At 60.1% G+C, this 12,396-nt stretch carries 12 protein-coding genes; all 12 read left to right on the top strand.

The features are described 5' to 3' along the window. Positions 1 to 49: 49 nt before the first annotated feature. The 12 genes from J5N58_RS20015 to J5N58_RS19960 all read left to right on the top strand — a co-directional run bounded on the left by J5N58_RS20015 (position 50) and on the right by J5N58_RS19960 (position 12,284). Positions 50 to 1,054, top strand: coding sequence for an ABC transporter permease subunit (locus tag J5N58_RS20015; protein WP_113340516.1), 1,005 nt, complete (start codon positions 50 to 52; stop codon positions 1,052 to 1,054). Positions 1,055 to 1,069: 15 nt separating this feature from the next. Further along, positions 1,070 to 1,978 (top strand): ABC transporter permease subunit, encoded by a 909-nt coding sequence (locus J5N58_RS20010; protein WP_244712516.1) that lies wholly within the window; start codon positions 1,070 to 1,072, stop codon positions 1,976 to 1,978. A gap of 1 nt (position 1,979) precedes the next feature. Continuing rightward, positions 1,980 to 2,828 carry an ABC transporter ATP-binding protein gene (locus J5N58_RS20005; protein WP_113467478.1) on the top strand — a complete coding sequence of 283 codons (849 nt, stop codon included), beginning with the start codon at positions 1,980 to 1,982 and terminating at the stop codon, positions 2,826 to 2,828. Continuing rightward, positions 2,825 to 3,685 (top strand): dipeptide ABC transporter ATP-binding protein, encoded by an 861-nt coding sequence (locus tag J5N58_RS20000; protein ID WP_113443729.1) that lies wholly within the window; start codon positions 2,825 to 2,827, stop codon positions 3,683 to 3,685. The genes J5N58_RS20005 and J5N58_RS20000 overlap by 4 nt, the downstream gene beginning before the upstream one ends. A gap of 175 nt (positions 3,686 to 3,860) precedes the next feature. Continuing rightward, a complete protein-coding gene (locus J5N58_RS19995; protein WP_112830023.1) occupies positions 3,861 to 4,625 on the top strand; it encodes a DeoR/GlpR family DNA-binding transcription regulator in 765 nt (254 codons plus the stop codon). Between the two features lie 120 nt (positions 4,626 to 4,745). Further along, positions 4,746 to 6,257: a glycerol-3-phosphate dehydrogenase gene (locus J5N58_RS19990; RefSeq protein ID WP_112829992.1), complete on the top strand. Its 1,512-nt coding sequence runs from the start codon at positions 4,746 to 4,748 to the stop codon at positions 6,255 to 6,257. 60 nt (positions 6,258 to 6,317) lie between these two features. Next, positions 6,318 to 7,400, top strand: a complete 1,083-nt coding sequence (locus J5N58_RS19985) for an ABC transporter ATP-binding protein (protein ID WP_112829991.1) — start codon at positions 6,318 to 6,320, stop codon at positions 7,398 to 7,400. Between the two features lie 14 nt (positions 7,401 to 7,414). Continuing rightward, positions 7,415 to 8,485: an ABC transporter ATP-binding protein gene (locus J5N58_RS19980; protein WP_113443731.1), complete on the top strand. Its 1,071-nt coding sequence runs from the start codon at positions 7,415 to 7,417 to the stop codon at positions 8,483 to 8,485. Between the two features lie 3 nt (positions 8,486 to 8,488). After that, complete coding sequence (locus tag J5N58_RS19975; RefSeq protein ID WP_112829989.1) at positions 8,489 to 9,358, top strand: carbohydrate ABC transporter permease; 870 nt, start codon at positions 8,489 to 8,491, stop codon at positions 9,356 to 9,358. A gap of 13 nt (positions 9,359 to 9,371) precedes the next feature. Further along, positions 9,372 to 10,187 carry a carbohydrate ABC transporter permease gene (locus tag J5N58_RS19970; RefSeq protein WP_112829988.1) on the top strand — a complete coding sequence of 272 codons (816 nt, stop codon included), beginning with the start codon at positions 9,372 to 9,374 and terminating at the stop codon, positions 10,185 to 10,187. A 15-nt stretch (positions 10,188 to 10,202) separates the two neighbouring features. After that, on the top strand, positions 10,203 to 10,484 hold the full coding sequence (locus J5N58_RS19965) for a DUF2160 domain-containing protein (protein WP_112829987.1): 282 nt from the start codon (positions 10,203 to 10,205) through the stop codon (positions 10,482 to 10,484). A 78-nt stretch (positions 10,485 to 10,562) separates the two neighbouring features. Then, a complete protein-coding gene (locus J5N58_RS19960; RefSeq protein WP_112829986.1) occupies positions 10,563 to 12,284 on the top strand; it encodes an ABC transporter substrate-binding protein in 1,722 nt (573 codons plus the stop codon). Positions 12,285 to 12,396: the final 112 nt, after the last annotated feature.

Below are 12,396 nucleotides of genomic sequence, written 5' to 3'. Positions count from 1 at the left end.
GATCGGCCGACGATTACAGACCTCCAAGAAAAACATAAGCGGGTCCCTCATGTTTGGCTTTCTCCTGCGGCGGCTTGCCGTCCTCATCCCGACATTCATCGGGGTATCGATCATAGCCTTCGCCTTCATCCGGCTGCTTCCGGGCGATCCGGTCGCTCTGCTGTCCGGCGAACGTGTCATGTCGCCCGAGCGGCATGCCCAGATCAGCGCCCAGCTCGGCCTCGACCGGCCCCTGGTCATCCAGTATCTCGATTATCTGGGCGGCGTGCTGACCGGTGATTTCGGCTCCTCCATCGTCTCCAAGTCTCCGATCCTCGACCAGTTCATGTCGCTGTTTCCGGCAACGGTCGAGCTCTCCTTCTGTGCGATCATCATCGCGATCGTCCTCGGCATACCGGCTGGCGTCATCGCAGCGATCAAGCGGGGTTCGGTTTTCGACCAGTCGATGATGGGTGTGGCCCTCGTCGGCTATTCCATGCCGATCTTCTGGTGGGGCCTGCTGCTCATCATCCTGTTCTCCGGAATATTGCAATGGACCCCGGTGTCGGGCCGCATCTCGCTGATGTATTTCTTCCCCCCGGTAACGGGCTTCATGCTGATCGACTCGCTGTTGTCGGGCCAGAAGGGTGCTTTTTCGTCCGCGCTCAGCCATCTGGTCCTGCCTTCGATCGTGCTTGCTACCATCCCGCTCGCCGTCATCGCCCGCCAAACGCGCTCGGCCATGCTCGAAGTGCTCTCGGAAGACTATATCCGCACGGCTCGCGCCAAGGGTCTTTCGCCCTTCCGGGTCATCGGCCTGCACGCCCTGCGGAACGCAATGATCCCGGTCATCACCACGATCGGCCTGCAGATCGGCGTCATGCTCGCCGGCGCCATCCTGACCGAGACGATCTTCTCCTGGCCGGGCATCGGCAAGTGGATGGTCGATAGCGTCTTCCGTCGCGACTATCCGGTGATCCAGGGCGGCCTTCTTCTGATCGCCGGCATCATCATGGTCGTCAATCTCATTGTTGATCTGCTTTACGGCCTGATCAACCCGCGTATCCGCCACTAAGAGGTGAAAAACTCCATGGCTGAGACAACTCAAGGCCAGACGGTCTCAAGCGCGGCGATGCGCCGCCAGATGCTGGCCGAATTCTGGTTCTATTTCTCCGAAAATCGCGGGGCGGTGATCGGGCTCGTCGTCTTCATCGCGCTCGTGCTGGTCGCGATCCTTGCGCCGCTGGTCGCGCCCCATTCCCCGTTCGAACAGTATCGCGACGCGATTCTCCTTCCGCCGTCGTGGGTCGAAGGCGGCAACACCGCCTATTTGCTCGGTACGGATCCTGTCGGTCGCGACATTCTTTCCCGCCTGATCTACGGTGCCCAATATTCGCTCTTCATCGGTGTCTTCGTCACCACGTTGTCGCTGACCGGCGGCATTCTCGTCGGCCTGATCGCCGGCTACTACCGCGGCTGGATCGATACCGTCATCATGCGCCTGATGGACATCATCCTAGCCTTCCCATCGTTGCTTCTCGCCCTGGTGCTGGTCGCTATCCTCGGGCCGAGCCTGACCAACGGCATGATTGCCATCGCGCTCACCCTTCAGCCGCATTTCGTGCGCCTCACCCGCGCGGCAGTCATGGCGGAGAAGAGCCGCGACTACGTGACCGCCGCCCGCCTTGCGGGCGCCGGCCCTTTCCGGCTGATGTTCCGCACCATCCTGCCGAACTGTACCGCGCCGCTGATCGTTCAGGCGACGCTGTCCTTCTCCAACGCGATCCTCGATGCCGCTGCCCTCGGCTTTCTCGGCATGGGCGCTCAGCCGCCGGCTCCGGAATGGGGAACCATGCTCGCTGAAGCCCGCGAATTCATCCTGCGTGCCTGGTGGGTGGTCACCTTCCCCGGTCTTGCCATCCTCATCACCGTTCTCGCCATCAACCTGATGGGCGACGGTCTGCGCGATGCGCTCGATCCGAAACTGAAGAGGTCCTGACATGGCGCTTCTCGATATTCAGAACCTGACCGTCGAATTCGAAACGGCCTCTGGCTGGTTCAAGGCGGTCGATGGCGTATCACTTTCGGTGGAAGCCGGCGAAGTGCTGGCGATCGTCGGTGAATCAGGCTCCGGCAAGTCGGTCTCGATGCTCGCCGTCATGGGCCTTCTACCCTGGACGGCGAAGATTACCGCCGACAGCATGCTCTTTCAGGGCAAGGACATCATGCGCATTTCGCCCGCCGAACGGCGCAAGCTGATCGGCAAAGACATCGCCATGATCTTCCAGGAACCGGTGGCAAGCCTCAATCCCTGCTTCACCGTGGGTTTCCAGATCGAGGAAGTTCTGCGCATTCATATGGGCCTCGGCAAGACCGCCCGTCGCGAGCGCGCCATCGAGCTTTTCCGGCTGGTCGGCTTGCCCGATCCGGCCGAGCGGCTCAATCACTTCCCGCACCAGATGTCCGGTGGCCAGTGCCAGCGCGTGATGATCGCCATGGCGATCGCCTGCGATCCGAAGCTTCTGATCGCCGACGAGCCGACCACCGCGCTCGACGTGACCATCCAGAAACAGATCCTCGACCTCCTGATGGACCTGCAGGCAAAGAACGGCATGGGCCTCATTATGATTACCCATGACATGGGCGTCGTGGCCGAGACCGCCGACCGTGTGATTGTGCAGTACAAGGGCCGCAAGATGGAAGAGGCCGACGTGCTCTCGCTCTTCGAAGCGCCGAAGAACGCCTATACGCGCGCTCTTCTTTCCGCCTTGCCGGAGAACGCGACCGGGGATCGTCTGACGACCGTTTCCGACTTCCTCGCAGGTTCGGCAGCAGGAGAAAACACATGAGCGATACGACCGCGACACAACCGCCGATGCTCGAGATCCGTAATATCAAGCGCGATTACCACGTGCCGACCGGCCTCTTCAAACCGGAGAAGGTCGTGCATGCCGTCAAGGGCGTGTCTTTCAAGCTGGAAACCGGCAAGACGCTTGCCATCGTCGGCGAAAGCGGCTGCGGCAAGTCCACGCTCGCCCGCATCCTGACCTTCATCGACGAGCCGACATCGGGCGAACTCCTGATTGAGGGAAAGCCGGTCGACACCCGTCCGGGTCATCTTACGGCGGAAATGCGCCAGAAGGTGCAGATCGTCTTCCAGAACCCCTATGGATCGCTCAACCCACGCCAGAAGATCGGCGACGTTCTCGGCGAGCCGCTGGCGATCAACACGAACATGGCCGCTGCCGAACGTCGCGAGCGGGCGACGGAAATGCTGGTGAAAGTCGGCCTTGGACCGGAACACTACAATCGCTATCCGCACATGTTCTCCGGCGGCCAGCGTCAGCGTATCGCCATTGCCCGCGCGCTGATGCTGAATCCGAAGCTGCTTGTGCTGGACGAGCCGGTTTCCGCCCTCGACCTTTCGGTACAGGCACAGGTGCTGAACCTGCTGGCGGATCTTCAGGACGAGTTCGGCCTGACCTATGTCTTCATCAGCCACGATCTCTCGGTTGTGCGCTACATCGCGGACGAGGTGATGGTGATGTATTACGGCGAGGCAGTCGAATATGGCAGCCGCGACGAAGTCTTCTCAGATCCGAAGCACGACTATACCCGGACATTGTTTGCCGCGACGCCGCGCGCCGACGTCGAATCGATTCGCGCCCGCATTGCTGCAAAGAAGACGGGAACAAAGGTGGCCTGATCGGGTCTCCGCACGATAGCGGCGTAGACTACAGGCCGGCGCGAAAGCGCCGGCCTTTTTCTTGGCCAGCGCTTATGCCGTAGAGCCCGTAATCACTGATGAGCCTATTGCTGGATTTTCGTTTTTCCGTAGGATGAAGAAAAACGAAAAAGAAAAGCGAATGGGAGGGATCGTCATGTTGCTTACCCCGCGTCAGGCGGAAATCGTAGCGCTCGCCAAGGAACAGGGCCGCGTTCTGGTCGATGAACTCGCCACCCGTTTTTCCGTCACGCCCCAGACGATCCGCAAGGATTTGAATGACCTCTGCGACGGTCGGGCGCTGACGCGCATTCATGGCGGCGCGATCTTCCCGAGTGGCAACGAAAACGTCAAATACGAGGCGCGGCGGTCGATTGCCGCTTCCGAAAAACAGGCGATCGGCAGGGCCGCAGCCGCCCTCATTCCCGACAACTCCTCGCTTTTCATCAATATCGGTACGACGACGGAAGCCGTGGGCGAAGCGCTCACCGACCACCGCGAACTCATGGTCATCACCAATAACATCAACGTTGCCAATCGCTTGAGGGTGTTCCCCTCGATCGAGGTGGTGATTGCCGGTGGTGTTGTCCGTGGCTCCGACGGCGGCATCGTCGGTGAGGCGGCGGTCGATTTCATTCGGCAGTTCAAGGTGGATTTCGCCGTCATCGGCGTGTCGGCAATCGATGGAGACGGCGCGCTTCTTGATTTCGACTTTCGCGAGGTAAAGGTGGCCCAGGCCATCATGGCCAATGCCCGGCATGTCATATTGGTGAGCGATTCCAGCAAGTTCGAGCGTACTGCTCCGGTGCGCATCGGCCATCTTTCACAGGTCCATACCTTCATCACCGATCGCTGTCCACTGGATGCGATACGGACGATCTGCGTCGAAAACGGCGTTAATCTCATCGAGACTGCACCATGAAGTACACCCCCGCAAGGGATCGATAAATCTTCGTTTGACATTCGATTTGATTTCGAATTAGATAAACATACTTTCGCATTTGCAAAAATTTGTGCAATGCGAAATAGGGTGGGGAAAAGAATGTCAGGCGATACGGTTTTCGATCTGTTTGTGATCGGTGGCGGCATCAACGGTTGCGGCATTGCCCGCGATGCTGTTGGTCGTGGCTACTCCGTGGCGCTCGCCGAAATGAACGATTTCGCCTCCGGCACCTCGTCAGGCGCGACCAAGCTCATTCATGGCGGCCTTCGTTATCTCGAATACTACGAATTTCGGCTTGTGCGCGAGGCGCTTATGGAGCGTGAGGTGCTTTGGGCAATGGCGCCGCATATCATCTGGCCCATGCGCTTCGTCCTGCCTTTCCAGAAGGGCGGCATTCGCCCCGCATGGCTCATCCGGCTCGGACTTTTCCTTTACGATCATCTGGGTGGACGCAAGCTTCTGCCGCCGACGAAGACGCTCGATCTTCGGCGCGATGTCGCCGGCAAGCCGCTGAAGCCGCTGTTTTCGCGTGCTTTCGAATATTCCGACGGCTGGGTCGATGACGCGCGCATGGTCGTGTTGAATGCCCGTGATGCCGCTGATCGCGGTGCCACTATCCTCAGCCGTTCAAAGGTCGTGTCGGCGCGCCGGGACGGCGACGTCTGGGTGGTCGATGTCCGCAACGAACAGACCGGAGCCGTGACGACCTTCCGGTCTCGCATGCTGGTCAATGCCGCGGGTCCCTGGGTGGATCAGGTGCTGGCCGGCGCTTTCGGGCGCAACAACGTGCACAATGTCCGTCTCGTGCAGGGCAGCCATATCGTGGTGCGCAAGAAGTTCTCCGACCCGCGCGCCTATTTCTTTCAGAATCCGGATAACCGCATCATCTTCGCGATCCCTTATGAAAAGGAATTCACGCTGATCGGGACAACGGATCGCGACTATTCGGGCGATCCTAAAAGTGTGAAGATCAGCGACGAAGAGGTCACCTATCTGTGCAATGCGGCAAGCGAGTATTTTGCCGAACCGGTGCGTCCCGAAGATATCGTCTGGACTTATTCGGCGGTGCGCCCGCTTTATGACGACGGCGCCTCCAAGGCCCAGGAGGCGACCCGTGATTATGTGTTGAAGCTGGATGGAGACAGGGCCGGCCCGCCCCTGCTCAATGTCTTCGGCGGCAAGCTGACGACCTATCGGCGACTGGCCGAGCACGCGCTGGAAAAGATCGGCGAGGCCATCGGTGTGAAGGGTTCTTCCTGGACAGCCGGAAGCCGGCTTCCGGGTGGTGATTTCGGGCCGACTGGCTACGAGGCGGAAGTTGCCAAGCTTGCGAAGCACGCCCCTTTCCTGTCACGACCGCACGCCGAGCGGCTCGTCCGCTGTTACGGGACGCTGGCGAATTCCATTATCGGCCACGCATCGCGGCCGGAGGATCTGGGTAGGTTTTTTGGCGGCACGCTCTACGAAGCGGAAGTTCGCTGGCTGATCGATAGGGAATGGGCGCGCACGGCAGACGATGTGCTGTGGCGGCGCACGAAACAGGGATTGTTCCTGACGGCCGTGGAGGCCGCGGAACTTGAGGAATATATGGCAGGCGCTGTCGTTCACTGACGCGCCCGGCCGGACTTGTTCATATCTATCGCCGACGGTTGGAGGAGGCCCGAGGAAAAAATGCTCGAATTGCGCAATGTGTCGAAGATGGCGGGTGGCGAATTCCATATTCGCCCGACCGATCTGACGTTACGGCGGGGTACGCTGAACGTCCTGCTCGGGCCGACGCTCTCCGGCAAGACCTCGCTGATGCGCCTCATGGCTGGCCTCGACAAGCCGACCGAGGGCGCGATCCATTTCGACGGCGAGGACGTGACCGGCGTCCCGGTGCAGAAGCGCAACGTTGCCATGGTATATCAGCAGTTTATCAACTATCCGGCGCTGACCGTCTATGAAAACATCGCCTCGCCGATGCGGATTGCCGGAAAGGACCACGCGACCATTGATCGCGAAGTGCGCAAGGCGGCCGACCTCCTCAAGCTCACGCCCTATCTTGATCGTACGCCGCTCAATCTTTCCGGCGGCCAGCAGCAGCGTACGGCGCTGGCGCGGGCGATCGTCAAGAAGGCCAATCTGGTCCTGCTCGACGAGCCGCTGGCAAACCTCGATTACAAACTGCGCGAGGAACTGCGCGAAGAACTGCCCAAGATTTTCGCCGAATCCGGCGCGATCTTCGTCTACGCCACCACGGAACCCTCCGAGGCGCTGCTGCTTGGCGGCAATACGGCCACGCTCAGCGAAGGCCGCATCACCCAGTTCGGTCCGACGATCGAGGTCTATCGCCATCCGGTCGATCTCCTCACGGCAAAAACCTTCGCCGATCCGCCGCTGAACACCATTCAGGCCGTCAAGGCCGATGGCGTATTTCGCGTCGGCGAACAGGCCGCGCTTCCGGTGCCTCCGCATTTGCTCGATGTTGCGAACGGTCCGGTTACGATTGCATTCCAGCCGCACCATCTGGCGCTTCGCCGCCAGCATGACGCTGTCGCCAGAGTGAGCGCCCGTACCCTGATCTCCGAGATAGCCGGCTCGGAAAGCTTTATTCACCTCGAATTCGCTGGCGCCCGCTGGGTCATGCTCGCTCATGGCATCCATGACATCGAGCCGGATCGGGAAATCGAGGTCTATGTCGATGCGCGCCATCTGATGGCGTTCGATGGCGAGGGTCGCGCGCTTGGCGCGCCGGCCTCCGAGGCGGTGTGAGGAGGTACGGGATCATGGCACGCATCAATCTCCAGCACATCCGTCACGCTTACAGCGCCAAGGCGCAGGCTGCCGGCGACTACGCACTTAAGGAAGTGCATCACGAATGGGCCGATGGCGGCGCCTATGCGCTGCTTGGTCCCTCCGGCTGCGGCAAGACCACTTTGCTCAACATCATTTCCGGGCTGCTTTATCCTTCTGAAGGACATATCGAATTCGATGGGGTCGATGTTACCAGGCTCTCGACCGAGCAGCGCAACATTGCGCAGGTTTTCCAGTTCCCGGTCGTCTACGACACGATGACGGTGTTCGACAATCTCGCCTTTCCCTTGCGCAACCGGCATGTGCCGGAAGCCGAGGTTCAGCATCGTGTTGCGGAGATCCTCGAAATGATCGACCTCGGCGGCATGGCGAAGCGCCGGGCGCAAGGCCTGACCGCCGACCAGAAGCAGAAGATTTCCCTGGGCCGCGGCCTCGTGCGGGCAGATGTCAATGCGATCCTCTTCGACGAACCGCTGACGGTGATCGACCCGCATATGAAATGGGTACTGCGGTCGCAACTGAAGCGGCTGCACCGCCAGTCCGGTTTCACCATGGTCTATGTCACGCATGACCAGACCGAGGCGCTCACCTTCGCCGACAAGGTGGTGGTGATGTATGACGGGCAGATCGTGCAGATCGGCACGCCGGCCGAACTCTTCGAAAAGCCGAGCCACACATTCGTCGGCTATTTCATCGGCTCTCCGGGCATGAACGTCATGCCGGTCGCCGTAGAGGGCTCTTCTGCCCGTATTGGCGATCAATCCATTCCGCTAGCCGGCTCGCCCAAGCTCGGCGCCGCCGGCAAGGTAGAGCTCGGTATCCGGCCTGAATTCGTCCGTCTCGGACGCGAAGGCATGCCGGTTCAGGTCAGCAAGGTCGAGGACATCGGCCGCCAGAAGATCGTTCGCGCCACATTCTGCGGCCAGCCGTTGTCGATCGTCCTTGCCGAGGATGACGAGGTGCCGGCGGAGGCGCGCATCACTTTCGACCCGAAGGCGATTGGTATCTACGCCGATTCCTGGCGCGTGGGCATGGAGGGCTGACCCGTGGAAAAGACCTGGAACAACAAGGCCTGGTTCATGGTGCTGCCGGTCCTGGTGCTGGTGGCCTTCTCGGCGGTGATCCCGCTGATGACGGTGGTGAACTATTCGGTGCAGGATACGTTCGGAAACAACGAATTCTTCTGGGCCGGCACGGACTGGTTCAAGGAAATCCTCGAATCCGACCGTTTCTGGGATGCGCTGGTGCGCAACCTGATCTTTTCCATGGTGATCCTGGCGATCGAGGTTCCGCTCGGCATCCTGATTGCGCTCAACATGCCGAAGAAGGGGCTTGGCGTTCCCGTTTGCCTCGTGCTGATGGCGCTGCCGCTGCTCATTCCGTGGAACGTCGTCGGCACCATCTGGCAGGTATTCGGCCGCGTCGATATCGGCCTTCTCGGCCACACGCTGACGGCGCTCGGCGTCAGCTATAACTATACGCAGGATCCGGTCGCCGCGTGGATCACCGTCATCGTCATGGATGTGTGGCACTGGACAAGCCTCGTCGTGCTGCTCTGCTATGCCGGTCTCGTGTCGATCCCGGATGCCTATTATCAGGCGGCCAAGATCGATGGTGCATCCCGCTGGTCGGTATTCCGTTACATCCAGTTGCCGAAGATGAAGCGTGTGCTTCTGATCGCGGTGCTGCTGCGCTTCATGGACAGCTTCATGATCTATACCGAACCATTCGTCGTCACCGGCGGCGGCCCCGGCAACTCCACGACCTTCCTGTCGATCGACCTGGTCAAGATGGCGGTCGGCCAGTTCGACCTCGGCCCGGCGGCTGCCATGTCGATCATCTACTTCCTGATTATCCTGGCCCTGTCCTGGATTTTCTACACCGTTATGACCAACAGCGATGCAGCGGAAAAGTGAGGGAGGCAGGACGATGAACCACGATACGCGCGGCAGGCTCTCCTTTCTCGTTCCGACGATCTACATCGTCTTCCTGATCCTGCCGATCTACTGGCTGGTCAATATGAGCTTCAAGGAAAATACCGAGATCCTCGGCGCCTTGTCGCTATGGCCCAGCAATCCGACACTCAGGAACTATGCGGTGATCTTCACCGATCCCTCCTGGTACAAGGGCTATATCAACTCGATCATCTACGTGGTGATGAACACCGTGATCTCGGTCACGGCGGCGCTGCCGGCGGCCTATGCCTTCTCGCGCTACCGGTTCCTTGGCGACAAGCACCTGTTCTTCTGGTTGCTGACCAACCGCATGGCGCCGCCTGCCGTCTTCGCGCTACCCTTCTTCCAGCTCTATTCGGCCTTCGGCCTGATCGACACCCACATTGCGGTGGCCATCGCTCACTGCCTGTTCAACGTGCCGCTCGCCGTCTGGATCCTTGAGGGCTTCATGTCCGGCGTGCCGAAGGAAATCGACGAGACCGCCTATATCGACGGCTATTCCTTCCCGAAATTCTTCGTGAAGATCTTCATGCCGCTGATTGCCTCCGGCATCGGTGTCGCCGCCTTCTTCTGCTTCATGTTCTCGTGGGTCGAATTGCTGATCGCCCGCACGCTGACGACGACGGACGCCAAGCCGATTGCCGCGATTATGACCCGCACGGTTTCGGCCTCGGGCATGGACTGGGGCGTGCTGGCCGCCGCGGGTGTTCTCACGATCATTCCCGGCGCGCTCGTCATCTATTTTGTCCGTAACTACATCGCCAAGGGCTTCGCCCTGGGCCGCGTCTGAGTAAGGGAGGCTCTGATGAACTTTTCCTGGATGGCCTGGACGTTGCCGACAGCGCTGTTCTTCGGCGGCATCTTTGCCCTGATTGCGCTGATGGCGGTGTGGGAATATTTCGCGCCGGGCGGCAATCCGCGCATCGGCATCCTGCGCTTCGAAACGACCCGCGGCGACCGGCTTTTCGTTTCGCTGCTCGGTTCGGCATTCATTCATCTTGCCTGGCTGGGACTTGGCGGTCCCAACCTCTGGTGGGCTCTCGCCTTGTCAGTGGTCTACGCCGTTGGCGTATTCCGCTTCGTGTGAGGCAGAAAGGACGGATGGCGGGAGGACCGGCATCCACGACGAAAGAAACTGCAATCGCAAACCCTTGGGAGGACAATCATGCGACGGCATCTTTTGACGACGACGGCAGCCATGCTGCTGGCACTTACCGGCACGGCTTTCGCCGGCATGGAGGAGGCAAAACAGTTCCTGGACAAGGAAGTGGGGGACCTTTCGGCCCTCTCCCGCGCCGATCAGGAAAAGGAAATGCAGTGGTTCATCGACGCTGCCAAACCTTTTGCCGGTATGGAAATCAAGGTGGTTTCGGAAACCATCACCACCCATGAATATGAATCGAAGGTTCTGGCACCCGCCTTCACCGCGATCACCGGTATCAAGATCACCCACGATCTCATCGGCGAAGGCGATGTGATCGAGAAGCTGCAGACGCAGATGCAGTCGGGCGAAAACATCTATGACGCCTATGTCAACGATAGCGATCTCATCGGCACTCATTGGCGCTACCAGCAGGCCCGCTCGCTGACCGACTGGATGGCCAACGAAGGCAAGGACGTCACCAATCCCGGCCTCGACATCGATGACTTCATCGGCAAGTCCTTCACCACCGCTCCGGATGGCAAGCTTTACCAGCTTCCCGACCAGCAGTTCGCCAACCTTTACTGGTTCCGTTACGACTGGTTCAACGATCCGAAGAACAAGGAGGACTTCAAGGCGAAGTATGGCTACGACCTCGGCGTTCCCGTCAACTGGTCGGCTTACGAGGATATCGCCGAATTCTTCACCGGCCGCGAGATCGACGGCAAGAAGGTCTATGGCCACATGGACTACGGCAAGAAGGACCCGTCGCTCGGCTGGCGCTTCACCGACGCCTGGCTCTCCATGGCCGGCAACGGCGACAAGGGTATTCCGAACGGAAAGCCGGTCGATGAATGGGGCATCAAGGTCGACGAGAATTCTCGGCCGGTCGGCTCCTGCGTCGCCCGTGGCGGCGATACCAACGGCCCGGCAGCCGTCTATTCGATCCAGAAGTATCTTGATTGGCTGAAGGCCTATGCTCCGGCTTCCGCCGCCGGCATGACCTTCTCGGAATCCGGTCCGGTGCCGTCGCAGGGTGAGATTGCCCAGCAGATGTTCACCTACACGGCATTTACGGCTGACTTCGTCAAGGATGGCCTGCCGGTCGTCAATTCGGACGGCACGCCGAAGTGGCGTTTCGCTCCGTCTCCGCATGGCGTCTACTGGAAGGACGGCATGAAGCTCGGCTATCAGGACGCCGGTTCCTGGACGCTGATGAAGTCGACGCCCGACGACCGCGCCAAGGCCGCATGGCTCTACGCCCAGTTCGTCACCTCGAAGACGGTCGACGTCAAGAAGAGCCATGTCGGCCTGACCTTCATCCGTCAGTCGACGCTGGATCACCAGTCCTTCACCGATCGCGCGCCGAAGCTCGGCGGTCTGATCGAGTTCTACCGTTCGCCGGCTCGCCTGCAGTGGTCGCCGACGGGCACGAACATTCCTGACTATCCGAAGCTCGCTCAGCTCTGGTGGCAAGCAATCGGCGATGCCTCTTCCGGTGCGAAGACCGCTCAGGAAGCCATGGACTCGCTGTGCGCCGAGCAGGAAAAGGTCCTTTCCCGCCTCGAACGTTCCGGCGTTCAGGGTGATATGGGTCCGAAGCTCGCCGAAGAGCATGATATCGAGTACTGGAACAAGGATGCCGTCGCGAAGGGCAATCTTGCGCCGCAGCTGAAGATCGAGAACGAGAAGGAAAAGCCCGTCACCGTCAACTATGACGAACTCGTCGCCAGCTGGAAGAAGTAAATCCTGGTAGAAATCGGGAGAAGGACCGGGGCGCGGACCAAGCGCCCCGGTCACCTGTGTTTCGGGAATGACGACGGTTTCCCGAAAATATGGAGGGATCTTGCGTCCTTGA

Origin of the sequence: Paenirhizobium cremeum (assembly GCF_022884085.1) — a bacterium.
GTDB lineage: Bacteria > Pseudomonadota > Alphaproteobacteria > Rhizobiales > Rhizobiaceae > Allorhizobium > Allorhizobium cremeum.
This window is presented reverse-complemented; position numbering and strand designations above follow the sequence as displayed.